17 protein-coding genes are annotated in these 16,245 nt (G+C 59.8%); 11 read left to right on the top strand and 6 right to left on the bottom strand.

The window, feature by feature from the left end:
- Positions 1-34: 34 nt before the first annotated feature.
- From AC1DUP_RS33135 to AC1DUP_RS33115, 5 genes are all read right to left on the bottom strand, one after another.
- Positions 35-664: a PRC-barrel domain-containing protein gene (locus AC1DUP_RS33135; protein WP_477836832.1), complete on the bottom strand. Its 630-nt coding sequence runs from the start codon at positions 662-664 to the stop codon at positions 35-37.
- Positions 665-886: 222 nt separating this feature from the next.
- Positions 887-1,774 (bottom strand): SMP-30/gluconolactonase/LRE family protein, encoded by an 888-nt coding sequence (locus AC1DUP_RS33130; protein WP_477836831.1) that lies wholly within the window; start codon positions 1,772-1,774, stop codon positions 887-889.
- A gap of 4 nt (positions 1,775-1,778) precedes the next feature.
- Positions 1,779-2,411 (bottom strand): 2-dehydro-3-deoxy-6-phosphogalactonate aldolase, encoded by a 633-nt coding sequence (locus AC1DUP_RS33125; RefSeq protein WP_113510367.1) that lies wholly within the window; start codon positions 2,409-2,411, stop codon positions 1,779-1,781.
- A gap of 14 nt (positions 2,412-2,425) precedes the next feature.
- Positions 2,426-3,343 (bottom strand): 2-dehydro-3-deoxygalactonokinase, encoded by a 918-nt coding sequence (locus tag AC1DUP_RS33120; RefSeq protein ID WP_477836830.1) that lies wholly within the window; start codon positions 3,341-3,343, stop codon positions 2,426-2,428.
- Positions 3,343-4,104, bottom strand: coding sequence for an SDR family NAD(P)-dependent oxidoreductase (locus tag AC1DUP_RS33115; RefSeq protein ID WP_477836829.1), 762 nt, complete (start codon positions 4,102-4,104; stop codon positions 3,343-3,345). Before AC1DUP_RS33115 ends, AC1DUP_RS33120 begins: the two co-directional genes overlap by 1 nt.
- 134 nt (positions 4,105-4,238) lie before the next feature.
- Between AC1DUP_RS33115 and AC1DUP_RS33110 the strand changes: the two genes are divergently transcribed.
- The 11 genes from AC1DUP_RS33110 (at position 4,239) to AC1DUP_RS33060 (ending at position 15,325) form a co-directional block, all read left to right on the top strand.
- Entirely contained in the window at positions 4,239-5,051 is an 813-nt protein-coding gene (locus AC1DUP_RS33110; RefSeq protein WP_477836828.1) for an IclR family transcriptional regulator, read from the top strand.
- A 257-nt stretch (positions 5,052-5,308) separates the two neighbouring features.
- Positions 5,309-6,040, top strand: coding sequence for a LuxR family transcriptional regulator (locus AC1DUP_RS33105; protein WP_477836827.1), 732 nt, complete (start codon positions 5,309-5,311; stop codon positions 6,038-6,040).
- A gap of 559 nt (positions 6,041-6,599) precedes the next feature.
- Entirely contained in the window at positions 6,600-7,754 is a 1,155-nt protein-coding gene (locus AC1DUP_RS33100) for an Mrp/NBP35 family ATP-binding protein (RefSeq protein WP_477836826.1), read from the top strand.
- A 358-nt stretch (positions 7,755-8,112) separates the two neighbouring features.
- On the top strand, positions 8,113-9,090 hold the full coding sequence (locus AC1DUP_RS33095) for a magnesium transporter CorA family protein (protein WP_113295179.1): 978 nt from the start codon (positions 8,113-8,115) through the stop codon (positions 9,088-9,090).
- A gap of 18 nt (positions 9,091-9,108) precedes the next feature.
- Positions 9,109-11,007 (top strand): potassium transporter Kup, encoded by a 1,899-nt coding sequence (locus AC1DUP_RS33090; protein WP_113295153.1) that lies wholly within the window; start codon positions 9,109-9,111, stop codon positions 11,005-11,007.
- A 217-nt stretch (positions 11,008-11,224) separates the two neighbouring features.
- Positions 11,225-12,403: a cell wall hydrolase gene (locus AC1DUP_RS33085; RefSeq protein WP_477836825.1), complete on the top strand. Its 1,179-nt coding sequence runs from the start codon at positions 11,225-11,227 to the stop codon at positions 12,401-12,403.
- Between the two features lie 283 nt (positions 12,404-12,686).
- Positions 12,687-13,025 carry an AtpZ/AtpI family protein gene (locus AC1DUP_RS33080; RefSeq protein WP_115035633.1) on the top strand — a complete coding sequence of 113 codons (339 nt, stop codon included), beginning with the start codon at positions 12,687-12,689 and terminating at the stop codon, positions 13,023-13,025.
- A 59-nt stretch (positions 13,026-13,084) separates the two neighbouring features.
- Positions 13,085-13,837, top strand: a complete 753-nt coding sequence (locus AC1DUP_RS33075; protein WP_113295156.1) for a F0F1 ATP synthase subunit A — start codon at positions 13,085-13,087, stop codon at positions 13,835-13,837.
- A gap of 66 nt (positions 13,838-13,903) precedes the next feature.
- Positions 13,904-14,131 carry a F0F1 ATP synthase subunit C gene (locus tag AC1DUP_RS33070; RefSeq protein WP_015338972.1) on the top strand — a complete coding sequence of 76 codons (228 nt, stop codon included), beginning with the start codon at positions 13,904-13,906 and terminating at the stop codon, positions 14,129-14,131.
- 78 nt (positions 14,132-14,209) lie between these two features.
- Positions 14,210-14,830: a F0F1 ATP synthase subunit B gene (locus AC1DUP_RS33065; RefSeq protein WP_113308191.1), complete on the top strand. Its 621-nt coding sequence runs from the start codon at positions 14,210-14,212 to the stop codon at positions 14,828-14,830.
- 3 nt (positions 14,831-14,833) lie between these two features.
- On the top strand, positions 14,834-15,325 hold the full coding sequence (locus AC1DUP_RS33060) for a F0F1 ATP synthase subunit B (RefSeq protein ID WP_113308192.1): 492 nt from the start codon (positions 14,834-14,836) through the stop codon (positions 15,323-15,325).
- A 216-nt stretch (positions 15,326-15,541) separates the two neighbouring features.
- Here AC1DUP_RS33060 and AC1DUP_RS33055 read toward each other — a convergent pair whose 3' ends face one another.
- Complete coding sequence (locus tag AC1DUP_RS33055; RefSeq protein ID WP_113295159.1) at positions 15,542-16,234, bottom strand: ribonuclease HII; 693 nt, start codon at positions 16,232-16,234, stop codon at positions 15,542-15,544.
- Positions 16,235-16,245 lie beyond the last annotated feature (11 nt).

Below are 16,245 nucleotides of genomic sequence, written 5' to 3'. Positions count from 1 at the left end.
GGACGCCATCGCCTACGCTCTACTCTCCGCGGAATTACTTGTTGGTGGTCGAGCCGGTGGACGTACTGTCCGTCGGCATCGCCGTGCCGGTCGCTGCCGGAGCCTTTTCAGCCGACTGCATCTGCAATGTCTTGAACTCCGGTGCCGCCTTCAGCGATTCTGCGGTTTCCGTGGTCGTCAACTTGACGGAACCGTCCTGCGTATTCTGGGCGGCAGTTACTTTTTCCATCGGCACAGCGACGTTCTTTTCGCCGATGCCAAGGAAGCCGCCGACACCGATGATCGCTGCTACGATACCGCCATCCTTCTTGAGGATCAGGTCGTTGACGTCACCGATGCTCTCATTGTTGCCGTTATAGACCGACTGGCCGATATAGGTATTGGCGCTGATCTGGTCTGGGGCCTGCTGGGTCAGGTAGCTGTCACCACCTGCCTGAGCTGTATCGGTGCTCGGAGCGGGCGCCGGAGCCTGCGCGGCATCACCTGCCGGAGCCATAGGCTTCACCGGCTCGGCCGGCGCCGGCGATGCCGGGTCGGCGGGCGCAGACTGCGTCGGAGCAGCGGGGTTTGCTGGCTCCGGAGCCGTCTGTGAAAATGCCGCCGGTGCGAAGGCCGTGGCAAACAGGGCGCCAGCGGCAACGGTCGTCAGAAGTTTGCGTGTCATATCGAACCTACCTTTGTTTCATGAGTGATCCAAGCCCGGCAGCGCCTGTTTTTTAGGCATTTCTGCCACGCCGGTTCACGAATGAAATGACCGGTGTGCCTATTGGTTCCGGGCGAAGACACGGAAAATTTTACGATTTTCGCGGAACCTTGAGCGGAAAACAGCCCGAAAAAGCAAAGGCGCCCCGCAATAGAGCGCCTTCTGAATTCGAGGCCTTTCCCTTTAGATAACGTAGGCAGGATCGAAAACGCCCTTCACTGTGATGCCGAGTTCGAGCAGCGCGCCGGCGCTCGGCTGGGCGGATCGGGCATCCTCGTCAAGCCCCTCCCAGGCTGTCGTCACCACCAGCCGGTCGGCATTGGCGCCGATGAAGGCCGGGCAGGAAGGCTGGGCGGCTGGCACTTTGTAGCGGGCGATACGCAGGCCATCCGGGCTGTAGCGGTCGACGACGCCAGCGCCCCAGCGGGCATTCCAGATGTAGCCATCGGCATCGCAGACCGAACCGTCGAGCCCGCCGGGTTCGTCCATGCTATCGACCATCACGATCGGTTCGCCGGCGGGGAGGCCGGTCTGCGGATCGACCATGACGCGCATCAGACGGCTGAGGCGGGTATCGGTAAAATAGCCGGTCGTACCGTCAGGCGAAAAGCAGATAGAGTTCGGAATGCTGATGCCACCGAAGATCTTCGTCACCCTGCCGGCGGCGACGTGGTAGATCGCGCCCGCCTGTTGCTCGGCGCGCTTGCTCATCGTGCTGATCCACAACGCTCCGGAGGGATGCGTGCGGCCGTCGTTGGAGCGGTTTTCCGGCCTGTCATTTTCGAGCGCTGCATAGAAAGTCAGCTTGCCGCTGGCGATATCTCGCACGAAAAGCCCCTCTTCGGTCGCCAGTAGCTGGCGCTCAGGATCGATCCGCGCAAGCACGCTTGCCATGACGGGCAGCGAATGCACCTTCTTCTCGTCCGTCGAAAGATTGAGTTCGTGAAGCTCCTTGCCGAGAATGTTGAACCACCAGACGGAGTTGGAAACGGGATCGTAAGTCGGCCCCTCACCGAGAACCGAATTGGTATTGCAAAGTGTTTTGCCCTCGAATTCATAAATATCAGTCATATGCCTATGCTCCTATGGCCGCGTCATAGGCTAAGATGGTTGCCTTGGCGCGCTCGGCAACCTCTGCATTAGTCATTCCGGGCTTGTAAATGCTGGTGCCGAGGCCGAAGGCGAGAATGCCGGCTTTGGTATAATCGGAGAAGTTTTTGTCCGATACGCCGCCGACCGCCGCAATTACCAGTTCCGGAGGCAGGATGGCGCGGATTGCGGTGATGCCGGAAGGGCCGAGAACGCTGGCAGGGAAGAACTTGAGGCCGGTTGCACCCGCGCGGGCGGCCTGCAGCGCTTCCGTCGGCGTAAAGACGCCAGGCATTGTCACCATGCCGTAGTCGCGTGCGCGGATGATCACGTCGGGTTCGACATTCGGGGTCACCAGCAGTTTGCCGCCTGCCGCATGCAGGCTGTCGACGGCCTCTGTCGTGAGCACGGTGCCGGCACCGATCAGCACGTTATCAGGTGCCATCTTGGCAGCAATCTCGATAGACTTGAAGGGTTGCGGAGAGTTGAGCGGGATTTCGATCGCCGTCAGGCCGTTTTCGATCAGCGCACCGACCACGGTCTCGGTTTCTTCGGGCTTTATGCCGCGCAGAATGGCAATCAACGGGCGCTTCATATCGGGGAAGGGGATACGGTTCATGGGAGATGTCTTTCTCAGTTCGGCCAGATGGCCCGGGCAGCGGCCGAAAGCCCACCGCGAACGGCGGCATCGGCATCGACGGCGGTGAAGGAAAGGGAGAGCGTGCGGAAGGCCTGCTCGTAAAGCGCCTGCAGGCGTCCGGACGCAACGAGCGTGATGGCCGTATCCTTGCCGGCATCCTGCAGCGCGCCGGCAATTTCGAGGCCAATCAGGGTGCCCGAGAGTTTAGCCTGTGCGGCCGCGGCCGAAATACCGTGCAGAAGCTGGCCTGAGCGCGCGGTGAAAATCAGGTTCGATACGAGCGCGGGCCGCTTGAAGGCGGCCGCGACTGCTGCGTCGAAGGCTGCGGCATCGGCCGGCTGGTCCTCGGCGCCGGCCACGGCATGCATGAGGATCGTATGCTTGGTGATGGCGTCGAAAAGCTCGCCGGTCATGAAGCTGGAGAAGCCGGTGACCGTACCGTCGTCAACATGGACCCACTTGGAATGGGTGCCGGGCATGCAGACGGCTTGTGCACCCTTGCTGTCAGGCCCTAGCGCACCGAGAAGCTGCGTTTCCTCGCCGCGCATGACATCGGGCGCCGCCGCATCGCGCTGGGCAAGACCGGGCAGGATGCGCACATCGCGGTTTTCGCCCGGCACGGACACTGCGCCTGATAGAATCGAGGAGAGGGAGGCGGGCACATCGATATAACCAGCCTCGACCCAGCCCTGCCGGGCGCCCGCCATGCCGCAGACGATGACCGGCAGGTCCGCGGGCGCTCCGACGGCTGTGAGATGTCCAGCGAGAACTAGGGAAAAGCCGGTCTTGGCGGCGGTCGTCATGCCTTCGCCGCTGCGGCGCTCGGCAAGAATGCTGCTGTCCGCACCGATAAGCCAGAGCCGGAAGCTGCTGGTGCCCCAGTCCACCGCAATATAAGCGGGATTTGCCATCAGAGAACGCCTCCATCGACGATTAGGGACTGCGCGGTCATGGCGGCTGCGCAGTCGGATGCAAGAAACAAGGCGGGACCGACGATCGCGTCCGCCTTCAATACGATTTTCAGACACTGCCCCTGCACGGAACGGGCAATGCTCTCCTCCGTCAGCCACAGCTTCATCTGCCGCTCGGTCACCACCATGCCGGGCAGGATGCAGTTGACGCGGATACCGTCAGCGCCGAGCTTTCCGGCCATGCTCTTTGTCAGGCCGACCACTGCGGCTTTGGCCGCAGCATAGGCTGGGAAAACGCCCATGTTCAATTTGAAGGCGATGGACGACATGTTGATGATCGCCCCGCCGCCGGCCGCCCGCATCGAAGGCGCAACTGCCTGCGAGGTGAAGAAGACATGGCGCAGGTTGATTGCCTGGTTATTGTCCCAATAGTCCTCGGTCACATCGTCGAATTCGTGCCTGTCGTCCCAGGCTGCATTGTTGACAAGCACGCGGATCGGCCCGGACTTTTCGATAACCGCGTTCACCGTGCGCCTGATGGCGTCGATATCGCGCAGGTCCGTGTGGTAGAAGCGGACCGGATGCGCATTCTCGCGGGAAAGCCGCCCAGCCAGTTCCCGGCTTTCAGCCTCGGCGATGTCGAGGAAGGAAACCTTCGCGCCCTGCCTTGCGAAACCCTCGACGAGGGCAGCACCGATGCCGGAACCGCCGCCGCTCACCAGCACCGTGCGGTCCTTGAATTCGGGGAATTGTGCAGACATAGCGCTCACCGTTTCTCCTCCCGGCATGCTGTGAATTCCATTATTTGGAACTTAATTTGACTATATGGAATTATCCGATTAGGCTGCCGTTCCTGTCAAGGGCGGGTAAGGCGATGATATCAAGCGGCGACAGCATGGCGCAGGCAGATGACGAAAGCGTGTTGTGCAACACCGGCACGCCGCGTGACACCGGCACGCTCGGCAAGCTGATGGTGCTGCTCGATCTCGTCACCCATGCCGATGCTCCCTTGCGCTTCACCGATATCCTCGCGCTTGCCAACCAGCCGCGCGGCACACTGCACCGCCAGCTCGGTCATCTCGTGGAGGAGGGACTTCTCGAGCTCGATGCCGAGGGGCGTTATGCGCCCGGCCTGCGGTTGCTCGACTTTGCCTCACGAAGCTGGGCGCGCAACGAATTCCGCCTGATTGCCGCGCCGCATCTCGCCGCCCTCCATCGAAGGACCGGTGAGACCGTCCATCTCGGCGTGCTGCGCGGCTCCTCCATCATCTACCTCGACAAGGTCGAAGGGCACCAGCCGGTGCGCATGTATTCACAGATCGGCAATGCTTCGCCCTGCTATTGCACCGGTGTCGGCAAAGCTGCCCTTTCAATTCTGCCATCAGACAAACTCCGCGAATTGCTTCCGAGCCTGCGCTTCACCCGCTTCACTCCGGCGACGCATGTGAACGCTGAAACCCTGTTGGTAGAGATCGGCGAAATCGCCTCCGCCGGTCATGCTTTCGACCGGGAGGAGCATGAGGCGGGTATCTGCTGTGTCGCCGCTCCCATCTGGTCGGACGACGACTCCTTCATCGGCGGGGTTTCTGTCACCGGTCCCGCTTACCGCCTGTCGATGGAACTTCTTCACGAATGGGCCGTTCCGGTTCAGGTGACAGCACGGAAAATCATGGACGAAATGCGCATCCGCCTCGGGCCGAGGCGTTGAAACCGATTTGACCCCGGGCAATTGCTGGACGTCGTATACATAGCATGCTTATGATGAGTGCGTTATTGAGATTTGACGGCGAATCACGCCAACTGGGGTCGTCCGCGAAATCATCGACAAATCACCGGCCGAACGCGCTACGCGCCGAGGCTGATCCCATTGATCTGACGGGCGTTGTGTAACCCACCCTGTACTTGACCTCCCAAACAGGCTGCCAGCGGTTTACCCAAAGCCCGGTTCGAAGGCGAAAAAATCTGATGGCAAGCTTACCGCAAACTTCGGTGGAAGACGCCTATATCCAGGAGGTCGCCAGTCTAAAGACGCAGTTCGACATCTTCCGCTTCATGAAGCGGGTGACGGAGGCCTATCGCGGCCGGGCCTTCATGGTTCTGAACCTGCCCCCGATCACCTCCTTCGACCTCCAGGGCAATACGATCATCACGAGCTGGCCGGCCGAACTGCTGTCCATCTATGATCAGGAGGGACTGATGATGAACAGTCCGGTCTTGCGACGGCTGCGCACCTCGACCTTACCTTTCTTCCACGACACGGCACGGGCCAACTGGCCGCGCGACGACGGTAAGTCAGGCCTCGTGGCAACCCTTTTCGAACGCTTCAAGATGATGCGCTGCGCCTATTTTCCGACCCACGAACCGTCTGGCGCGCGCGGCGCGGTCTCCTTCGCCGGCGATCGCGAACCTTATACGCCTGCCGAGATGCGCGAACTCAGCTACATCGCCATCCACGTCTTCGATCGGCTCGCCGAGATCCGCAATCTCGATACGCGCATGACCGATACACTGACCGACCGCGAGATCGATTGCCTCAACTGGACCGCAGCGGGAAAGACCAGCGCCGAGATAGCCGAAATCCTCGAACTCTCGGAACACACGGTCAATCACTATCTGAACCGCGCCACCAAGAAGCTTGATACGGTCAACCGCACCCAGGCGGTCGCCAAGGCGCTGCGCATCGGCCTTATCAAGTAGCCCCATTAGTGGCTCCGGATTAGTAGGCATGCCGGCCTAAAATAACATCATTCACTGCCATCGTGCTCAATATGTGAGCGCCATTCCCTTTGCAGGCGGTCCTGGACTGACAATTATCATCTTTATCACCGGATTCCGCAGTTGGCATGCTTCGTGCATCATTACCTGCAGAGGTCCAGAGGGGACTTTAACAGCGCCAGTTCAATGGTGCGACCGACACGCCGCCGTCTGATGTCGTTGCCGCTTTTCTCCCGGCTCTACGATGTTGGCGGCGGTTGTTGCGTTTAGGCAACCGCCTTTAGCCGCTGTTCCGAAACCGGACGATTTCTTTCGATTTTTTCTGGCGTTTTTTTCCGCTTGCTCTACTTCGCCCCGAATTGCGCCGGTTCTCGGGGAGCCGTTGCGGCCATCAGGGCGAAAGCCCGGCGGACTTGGTGGCCGCAACGGAGAGAGAACCCGTTGCCTTTCCTTAAATATGAGATGTGCCTGCCACTCGATTTTGTTTGGCGAAGCTGCCGGCCTCCACTATTTACTGACAAGGAAAAGCAGTGAGGGCGGTATGACCGAGGTCACCAAGGAACAGGTTCTGGAAACGCTGAAGACCGTGCGCGGGCCGGATCTGGAGCACAATATTGTCGAACTCGGCATGATCTCCGACGTCTTCATTTCCGACGGCAAGGTCTATTTCTCCATCACCGTGCCGGCCGAACGCGCCAAGGAGCTGGAGTCGCTACGGCTCGCCGCCGAGCGTGTCATCAAGGAAATGCCGGGTGTGAAAGGTGCGCTTGTGGCGCTGACGGCAGACAAGAAGGCCGCCGCAAATGCACCTGCAGCGCGCCCCGCACCGCAGGCTGACCATAGCCATCACGGCCACTCCCATGCCCCCCAGCAACAGCCGCCGCGCACGGCCAAGATCGGCGTTCCCGGCATCGGCTCCATTATCGCCGTCGCATCGGGCAAGGGCGGCGTCGGCAAGTCGACAACTGCAGTCAATCTGGCACTCGGCCTCCTTGCGAATGGTTTGCGCGTCGGCATCCTCGATGCCGATATCTACGGCCCTTCCATGCCGCGCCTCCTGAAGATATCCGGCCGCCCGACGCAGATCGATGGCCGCATCATCAATCCGATGGAAAATTACGGCCTCAAGGTCATGTCCATGGGCTTCCTCGTCGATGAGGAAACCGCGATGATCTGGCGCGGGCCGATGGTTCAGTCGGCGCTGCTGCAGATGCTGCGAGAAGTCGCCTGGGGTGAGCTTGACGTTCTCGTCGTCGACATGCCGCCCGGCACCGGCGATGCCCAGCTCACCATGGCCCAGCAGGTGCCGCTCGCCGGCGCCGTGATTGTCTCCACGCCGCAGGATCTGGCGCTGATCGATGCCCGCAAGGGCCTCAATATGTTCCGCAAGGTCGAAGTGCCGGTTCTAGGCATCGTCGAGAACATGAGCTATTTCGTCGCACCAGATACCGGCACGCGCTACGATATCTTCGGCCACGGCGGTGCACGCAAGGAAGCCGAGCGCATCGGCGTGCCTTTCCTCGGCGAAGTGCCGCTGACGATGAACATCCGTGAGACTTCGGATGCCGGAACGCCGCTCGTTGCCTCCGATCCGAACGGCATCGTGGCCGGAATCTACCGTGCTATCGCCGCTAAGGTCTGGGAACAGGTCGGCGAAAAACCGCTGCGCGCCGCACCTGCGATCATCTTCGAATAGTGCGAATCACAAGCCGGTCACCTCAAATTGTGGGCGAAATGAGATGAATAGGCGCCGTTCACGTAAGATGTCTTGATTATTTTCAGGCTTTGCTTCATATGCCGCCGGCGTCATGATGGCGCGTCTGCGAATGCTCTATGGTGGCCGCCTGTCGATGAAGGTTCCGGCCTCTCTGCATGTTCAGAGTTGACTTGTCGATCGAAGGATTGGTGACTGCGATGCGGTGGAGCAACCCGGCCGGAAAGGCCGGATATGGCCGGAGTTGTATGAACTTTCTTTATCCGCTTCCGTTACGGTCGATGACCAGCGCCCCGGGCGTATCCCTGCTCGCGCCTATATGGCGCCGGAGATGCGGACTGTGATTACCGCATACTGTTCCAACTGCAAGTCGGTCGAGCTTCGTGATCTGGCGAACCCTCCGGAGTTTCCGGCGGATGTGGTATGGATCGACATGATCGAGCCGACTCGCGAGGAGGAACTCCATGTCGAAAAGATCCTTGGCATCGAAGTGCCGACCCGGGACGATCTCAGGGCAATCGAGCCGTCGGCACGCCTCTACGTCGAAAATAATGCCGTCTACATGACCGCTTCGCTGATATGGAAAGCGGAAACGGAAGCCCCGACCCTGACGGATGTGGCCTTCATTCTCGCGGGCGGCAAGCTGGTGACCATCCGTTACGCCCATCCGAAATCCTTCGCGCTCTTCATCGCCGCCCTGCATCGCATACCCGAGCAATGGCGCAGCGGCGCTGCCCTTCTTGCCAAGCTGCTGGAAACGATTGTCGACCGTACGGCAGAAGTCCTGGAAGTCTCGATTTCCCGGCTGGATATCCTGTCGGTCCACGTCTTCGGCGACCGGGCCAAGAAGGTGCGCAAGCCCTCGAACTACCTCGAAGAGAAACTGAAGGACATTGCCGGCCATCACCGGATGATCAGCAAGCTGCGCGACAGTCTCGGTTCGCTCTCGCGCCTTCTCACCTTCTTCTACACCATCCCTGCCGTGCAGCACGACCAGGAGACCAAGGAACTCTGCCGCACCGTTTCGCGCGATATCCAGTCCCTTTCGGAACATGCTTCCTTCGTCGCCGGCAACATCACCTTCCTGCTCGACGCCTCGCTCGGCCTCATCAACATTGAGCAGAACGCCATCATCAAGATTTTTTCGATCGCTTCTGTCGTGTTCTTGCCGCCGACGCTGGTCGCCTCCATTTATGGCATGAATTTCGAGTTCATGCCGGAGTTGCACCTGACCGCGGGTTATCCCTACTCGCTGGGCCTTATGGTGATCTCCGCCGTCATTCCCTTCTTCTTTTTCCGCTGGAAAGGCTGGCTCTGAGGAGCCTGTAATTGCTTCATGTCTGAAGAAAGCCATTCTCAAGAACGCAACCTCACGCCGCGCAAGCTCTTTTATCTCGCGCTAGGCTCCGTAGGTGTCGTTTACGGGGATATCGGCACGAGCCCGCTTTACGCGTTCCGCGAAGCGCTGAAGCCGGTTGCTCATGATGGTCTTACCCGTTTCGAGGTGATCAGCCTCATTTCCCTGATGATCTGGGCGCTGACCATCATCGTCACCATCAAGTACGTGCTCTTCCTGTTGCGCGCCGACAACGACGGCGAAGGCGGCACGCTGTCGCTCCTCGCCCTGCTGATGAAAACCGCCAATGGCCACACCGCGCTCTTGATGCTGCTCGGCCTCATGGGCGCGGCGCTCTTTCTTGGCGACGCCATGATCACCCCGGCGCTCTCGGTTCTGTCAGCAGTCGAAGGTATCAAGCTCGTCACGCCGCAGCTGTCGGAATATATCGTGCCCATATCGGTAGCAATTCTGGCACTGCTCTTCGTCGTGCAGTCGCATGGCACGGGGGCGGTCGCGCGATTCTTCGGCCCCATCACGGCGCTTTGGTTCCTCGTCATGGCCGCCGCCGGTATCGCTCATATTTCCGATGACTACGGCATCCTCGCCGCCTTCAACCCCTATTATGCAATCAGCTTCCTGCTGCACGAGGGTTTCTATGGCGTCGTCGTTCTCGGTGCCGTCTTCCTGACCGTCACCGGCGCGGAAGCCCTCTATGCAGATCTCGGCCACTTCGGCCGCCGCCCGATCCAGTGGGCATGGTTCGCGCTGGTCTTCCCGTCGCTGACGCTGAACTATTTGGGGCAGGGCGCGCTTGTTCTGGGCAATCCGATGACGATGTCCGATCCCTTCTACCTCATGTATCCGAAGTGGGCGCTACTGCCGGTGGTCATCCTCGCGACCTGCGCGACGATCATCGCCAGCCAGGCCGTCATCACCGGCGCCTTCTCGCTCGTACGTCAGGGAATCAACCTCGGCTTCCTGCCGCGCATGGAAATTCTCTTCACGTCTGAGACCAATACCGGGCAGATCTTCGTGCCTTCGGTCAACGCGGTGCTGTTCTTCGGCGTCATCTTCCTCGTGCTCGGCTTCAAGACCTCGGATTCTCTGGCGACCGCCTACGGCATCTCGGTCACCGGCGCGATGGTCGTCACTTCAATCATGGCCTTCGAATTCGTCCGCGTCCGTTGGAACTGGTCGCTTCCTGTTGCCATCATCGCGCTGCTGCCGCTGGTCATTCTCGAGCTGATCTTCTTGGGCGCCAACCTCCTGAAGATCCATGATGGCGGCTACATCCCGATCATGATTGCGACCGCTTTCACCGTCATCATGTGGACCTGGCGTCGCGGCACGGCGATCCTGACGGAAAAGACCCGTCATACGGATATTCCGCTTGCCTCCTTCGTCAGCTCCATCGAGCGCAAGAGCGAGCATTCGCCGGCCCATGTTCCGGGCACCGCGATCTTCCTGACCAGCGATCCGGATTCCGCACCCGCCGCACTGCTGCACAATCTCAAGCACAATCACGTGCTCCATGACCGCAACGTCATCCTGACGATCCGCACGGTCAACAAACCGCGTGTCTCGCCGCAGGAGCGCTACAAGGTCGAGCAGATCTCCGAGCGTTTCTCGCGTGTAGAACTGCTCTTCGGCTTCATGGAATCGCAGAATGTCTCGCAGGCGCTGGCGGCATTGCGCAAGACGGGCCTGAAGTTCGACATTATGACGACGTCCTTCTATCTCGGCCGCCGCAAGCTGGTGCCCGATGCCAAGTCCGGCATGCCATACTGGCAGGACCGCCTTTACATCGCGCTCGCCAACGCTGCCGCCAACCCCTCCGACTACTTCCGCCTGCCGGCCAACCGCGTGGTGGAATTGGGTTCGCACGTCATTATTTGATGGGACGGAAGGGGAGGGCGCCATCTTGCCCTCTCCGATTTCTGTGACCGGCATGGGAAGCACCCGGGTGAGGTGGTCCATCTCACGAAAATATCAGCCGCATTAGAACATGCGAAAATCCTCATGGGCATATTCCGGCATGGCTCGTTAACCAGCTATCAAGGTTAATGCGAGATTTTCTTGGGACTGTTCCTGCGTCCCATGCCTGGAGTCCGCGTTGCGTCGAAATGGCCGCTCCCGCAGCAAGCTGCGTCTCTTGCCCCAGAACTGGGTCTCTCCAGCGATTTTCGGCGTGGCCGGATGGCTGATCTTCCCGAGCGTTGCTTCTCACGCCGATCTTGCCACCATGCTCGCCGGTCTCGACAATGACGGCGAAAGCTGGCGCATGGTTCTGACCAATTCGCCGGCTGGCTCAATCCACCAGGCTGAACTTGCCTTTGCTGATCCCGCTGCTACCGGCTCGATCGCAGCCGGTGCCGGCATGGTGCTGCCCGACGGCCGCAAGGTTGCCTTCGTTGCTGGTAAGAAGGGCGATGAGGAGACCCCGGACGAGGATCGTGTCAATCGCAATGCCAAGAAGGGACGTGTCGTCGCAGTGGAAAAGATGCAGCCGCCGAAGGATTTCTCGGCTGGCTCTATCCTTCAGCGCACCAAGCTTCTCTTCCGCCCGGACTTCGATCTCAAGGACAAATCCGCTTTCGTGAAGCCCAAGATCATGGGCAAGGAAATCGAAATCGCCACGGCCTTCTATAAGAAGGAGCCGGTTCCGCAGCAGGACAATGCCATGCCGGCCATGCTGGCAAGCCTCGTGACCAGCAACAAGGCGGACGTGCTGGCGACGGCCTATGCGCCTGCAGCGCCGGATTATTCCCGCCAGTCGCCCTTCGATTCGATCCTGACCGACACGGATGAAGGCCGTTTCGTGCCGCAGATCGGCCCGAAGGACCATGCCTGGGCCGCGAGCGTCCTGCCGCCCGGTGTCTTTTCTGCCGGCGAGCAACAATGCCTGGCTTCAGGCATCTATTTCGAGGCGCGCGGTGAATCCGTGAAAGGGCAGGCGGCTGTCGCGCAGGTCATCCTCAACCGCGTCCGTAACCCGGCCTATCCCAAGACCATCTGCGGCGTCGTCTATCAGAACGAAGACTGGCGCAACCGCTGCCAGTTTTCCTTCGCCTGCGACAGCATCAAGGACCGCGTGAATTCGCAGTATCACTGGCGCGTCGCTCGCGATGTGGCGATGGCCGTAACCGCCGGCAGGATCTGGCTGCCGCAGGTCGGTTCGGCCACGCACTATCATGCTGTCTACGTCCGTCCGAATTGGGCCAGAACCATGGAAAAGGTCGGCCGCATCGGCATGCATGTCTTCTATCGCACCTATGGCGGTGGCTGGAGTTGAGGCAAAACGGCCGCTGATTGCCGATTTTTTGCCGTCCGGCGCCGTTCGAAGACGGATTCTTTAGGTGAAATCGGCTCAGAGTGACAAAATTCCGTTTAAGACTTTGATTTCTTTTGGTTATTTTATGGCTGGACACAAGCTCTCTACGCCTTGACTATGCTAATCCCTAAAACTATGTTGCGCGCGACTTCAGAACGGGCCGGAAGGTTCTTTAACCTTTGCGTCCGTGGTCCGGAAAACCGGGGTAGCGGGATTGCGGGCGACGGGAGCGGAGGAGAGCACGATGGCGGATGACCGCGAAGAAAGTCTTGAGCAGCGCCGTCGGCAGCTGGGAGCGGAACTCGCCTCCAAGCGTGTCGATGACAGGAAAGAAGAGGCAAGAGAGGCGAGCGCCGAGCAGAGCCGTAAAGGTTATGCCCAGGCGATGAAACTCTCCAGCGAATTCATTTCCGCCATCGTTGTCGGTGCTGTGCTCGGCTATCTCTTCGACCATTTTGTTGGCACGACGCCTTGGGGGTTGATTGTTCTTCTGCTTCTTGGATTCTGTGCCGGCGTTTTGAATGTTTTGCGCGCTGCGGGGAAGGTTTCCCAACCCCTTGATCGCCAAAACGTTGATAAATAGGGCCGTCTGGCCCAGTGCAATTTCCGCCTCTCGGGCGGGCCAAAGAGAGAGAGCAACCGGTGTCAAACGATCCGACTCATCAGTTCCAGATCTTCAAGATTGTGCCGATCGAGATCGGCGGGATTGATTTCTCGTTCACCAACGCATCTCTCTTCATGGTGGCTTCGGCTGCCGTCGCTGCTGGCTTCCTTTATTTCTCGACCACGAATCGCGCCATTGTTCCGGGCCGTTCGCAGTCGCTCGCCGAAATGTCCTATGAGTTCATCGCCGGCATGCTGAAGGAAGGCGCAGGCACCAAGGGAATGAAGTTCTTCCCGCTGGTCTTCTCGCTCTTCATGTTCGTGTTGACGGCAAACCTGCTCGGCATGTTCCCGTATTTCTTCACGATTACCAGCCAGATCATCGTCACCTTTGCGCTGGCGATCCTCGTCATCGGCACGGTTCTCGTCTACGGCTTCTATAAGCACGGCTTCCACTTCTTCAATGTTTTCGTGCCATCGGGCGTGCCGGGCATTTTGTTGCCGCTGGTCGTCTCGATCGAAATCATTTCCTTCCTGTCCCGCCCGATTTCGCTCTCTGTTCGTCTTTTCGCAAACATGCTCGCTGGTCACATCACATTGAAGGTGTTCGCAGGCTTTGTCGCCTCGCTTGGAGCCCTCGGTGCAGTCGGTGTCGGCGGAGCCGTACTTCCTCTCATCATGACCGTCGCCCTGACCGGTCTCGAGTTCCTCGTCGCCTTCCTTCAGGCTTACGTCTTTGCGGTGCTGACTTGCATGTACCTCAATGACGCGATCCATCCGGGCGGGCACTAAGGATAACGACATCGACGTCAAAGGGCGTCAGTCATTCGCCGCAACAACCATTTAAAGGAGTTCAACATGGACGCGGAAGCAGCAAAGTTCATCGGTGCAGGTCTGGCTTGCTTTGGTATGGCCGGTACGGCTCTCGGCCTCGGCAATATCTTCGGCAGCTACCTCTCCGGCGCTCTGCGCAATCCGTCTGCCGCTGACAGCCAGTTCGGCCGTCTGGTATTCGGCTTCGCCGTTACGGAAGCTCTGGGCATCTTCTCGCTGCTCGTCGCTCTTCTCCTCCTCTTCGCCGTCTAATATCGGTGGATTGATGGATCACGGCCTGCGAACAGCGAGCCGTGATCCTTTGCATTTGCAGTACACCTGGAGGTGAGCATGTACTTTGTGACCCCGGCCTACGCTGAAGAGGCACCGGCGGGAACCGCGACGGATGCGCATGCCGCTCCGGCTGCCGGCGAGGTCCATACCGAGACTGGCGTCGCCGAGGGCGGCCACGCACGCGGACCTTTCCCGCCTTTCGATACGTCGACCTATGCATCCCAGCTTCTCTGGCTGGTGATCACGTTCGTCATTTTCTACCTGCTCATGCAAAAGGTCATCGCACCGCGCATCGGTGCCATCCTCGAGCAGCGTCACAACCGCATCTCGCAGGATGTCGAAGAAGCCGGCCGCCTGAAGGCGGAAGCTGATGCCGCAGTCGCAACCTATGAAGGCGAACTCGCCGCTGCCCGTTCCAAGGCAAACTCGATCGGCACTGCCGCTCGCGATGCTGCCAAGGTAAAGGCTGAGGGCGATCGTCGCGCGGTCGAGGCAAGCCTGACCGAAAAGCTGAAGGCCGCCGAGGCCCGTATCGCCGACGTGAAGACAAAGGCCTTTGCTGATGTCGGTGCCATCGCCGAGGAAACCGCAGCAGCTGTTGTCGAGCAGCTCATCGGCGGCTCGGTTGCCCAGTCTGATGTCACTGCTGCCGTTGCAGCAGTCAAGAAGGAGGCTTGATCGATGGAATTTGCTTTTGATGCAACTTTCTTCGCCTTCGTTGGCCTCGTTCTCTTCCTGGCGCTGATTGTTTACCTGAAGGTTCCGGGCTTGATGGCGAAGTCGCTTGACGATCGCGCCGACCAGATCCGCAACGAGCTGGCTGAAGCCAAGCGTCTGCGCGAGGAAGCCCAGCACCTGCTCGCCGAATACCAGCGCAAGCGCAAGGAAGCCGAAGCTGAAGCCGCGCACATCGTGGCAGCTGCCGAGCGCGAAGCCGAAATGCTGACCGCTGAAGCGAAGAAGAAAACGGAAGAATTCGTCGCCAATCGCACGGCTCTTTCCGAGCAGAAGATCAAGCAGGCCGAAGCCGACGCAATGAAGGCTGTTCGCTCTGCTGCAGTCGATCTCGCCATCGCAGCCGCTGAATCCGTTATCGGCAAACAGGCTGATGGCAAGGTTCAGTCCGAGCTTTTCGGTCAGGCCGTCGGCGAAGTGAAAACTCGTCTGAACTGAGCTGCAGCTCTATAGGATTGGAAAGCCCCGCTTCGGTGGGGCTTTTTGTTTTTGGCAGATGCTGCGTGATTGGCGTGATGTGTGATCTTATAATGGCTGCGCCGCGCCGCAAAGAGAGCCGCTCCGTAGGAACCTACCTCAGAAACGCTCTATATGATGCAAATGGTGTCCCGCCCCCTGTGGTTCGCAAAGACGAGGCGGATATCGCACTGGAGTTTACTCCTCCAGCATTCCCCCATTCACGTCTCCCACGACGCCGTCCTTGCGGAGTGGCCGGAAGCTCAGTCGGTGTAGGGTGCACGGCCCGTGCTTCTCGATGCCGGAACGATGCTGCGCCGTGCCATATCCGACATGAGCGGCAAAACCATATTCGGGAAACACCAGATGCGCCCGCGCCATCATTCGGTCGCGCGTAACCTTTGCCACGATGGAGGCGGCCGCGATCGAAACGGATCGCGCGTCACCCTTCACCACGGCCTGCCCAGGGCAGTCGAGCCCTGTCGGCACATCCAGCCCATCCGTCAGCACATAACTTGCCTGTATGGCAAGGCCGCAGATCGCGCGGCGCATGGCGTCAAGGCTTGCCTTGCGGATATCGGTTTCGTCGATGCGTGTGGAACTGGAGGAGGCGATGGAGACTGTTGCGGTCGCAAGAATTTGGACGAACAACTCCTCGCGCCGCTGCGCCGAAAGCTGCTTGGAATCGTTAAGCCCCTCGGGGATACGCTTGGGATCGAGGATCACGGCTGCAGCAACGACAGGTCCGGCAAGCGGTCCGCGTCCGGCCTCATCTGCGCCCGCGACAGGCCAGTGGCCAGCCTTGCGGGCTTTCAGCTCAAGCCGGAAATCCGGCACGAGGGGGACCTCTTCAAAGAGCAGAGGAGAATCGGGTGACGTGCGACGTTTCATGCGGTTGAACC

This window comes from Rhizobium sp. 01L419, assembly GCF_056400025.1.
The sequence above is the reverse complement of the archived record's forward strand: the minus strand, read 5'-3'. Positions and strand labels throughout refer to the sequence as shown.

Excerpts from the sequence above, each read along its gene's own strand:
- AC1DUP_RS33060 (WP_113308192.1), top strand. The coding sequence starts at position 14,834 with ATGGAATTTGCTTTTGATGCAACTTTCTTCGCCTTCGTTGGCCTCGTT.
- AC1DUP_RS33135 (WP_477836832.1), bottom strand. The coding sequence starts at position 664 with ATGACACGCAAACTTCTGACGACCGTTGCCGCTGGCGCCCTGTTTGCC.
- AC1DUP_RS33090 (WP_113295153.1), top strand. The coding sequence starts at position 9,109 with ATGTCTGAAGAAAGCCATTCTCAAGAACGCAACCTCACGCCGCGCAAG.
- AC1DUP_RS33130 (WP_477836831.1), bottom strand. The coding sequence starts at position 1,774 with ATGACTGATATTTATGAATTCGAGGGCAAAACACTTTGCAATACCAAT.
- AC1DUP_RS33070 (WP_015338972.1), top strand. The coding sequence starts at position 13,904 with ATGGACGCGGAAGCAGCAAAGTTCATCGGTGCAGGTCTGGCTTGCTTT.
- AC1DUP_RS33110 (WP_477836828.1), top strand. The coding sequence starts at position 4,239 with ATGGCGCAGGCAGATGACGAAAGCGTGTTGTGCAACACCGGCACGCCG.
- AC1DUP_RS33115 (WP_477836829.1), bottom strand. The coding sequence starts at position 4,104 with ATGTCTGCACAATTCCCCGAATTCAAGGACCGCACGGTGCTGGTGAGC.
- AC1DUP_RS33120 (WP_477836830.1), bottom strand. The coding sequence starts at position 3,343 with ATGGCAAATCCCGCTTATATTGCGGTGGACTGGGGCACCAGCAGCTTC.
- AC1DUP_RS33100 (WP_477836826.1), top strand. The coding sequence starts at position 6,600 with ATGACCGAGGTCACCAAGGAACAGGTTCTGGAAACGCTGAAGACCGTG.
- AC1DUP_RS33065 (WP_113308191.1), top strand. The coding sequence starts at position 14,210 with ATGTACTTTGTGACCCCGGCCTACGCTGAAGAGGCACCGGCGGGAACC.
- AC1DUP_RS33105 (WP_477836827.1), top strand. The coding sequence starts at position 5,309 with ATGGCAAGCTTACCGCAAACTTCGGTGGAAGACGCCTATATCCAGGAG.
- AC1DUP_RS33080 (WP_115035633.1), top strand. The coding sequence starts at position 12,687 with ATGGCGGATGACCGCGAAGAAAGTCTTGAGCAGCGCCGTCGGCAGCTG.
- AC1DUP_RS33055 (WP_113295159.1), bottom strand. The coding sequence starts at position 16,234 with ATGAAACGTCGCACGTCACCCGATTCTCCTCTGCTCTTTGAAGAGGTC.
- AC1DUP_RS33125 (WP_113510367.1), bottom strand. The coding sequence starts at position 2,411 with ATGAACCGTATCCCCTTCCCCGATATGAAGCGCCCGTTGATTGCCATT.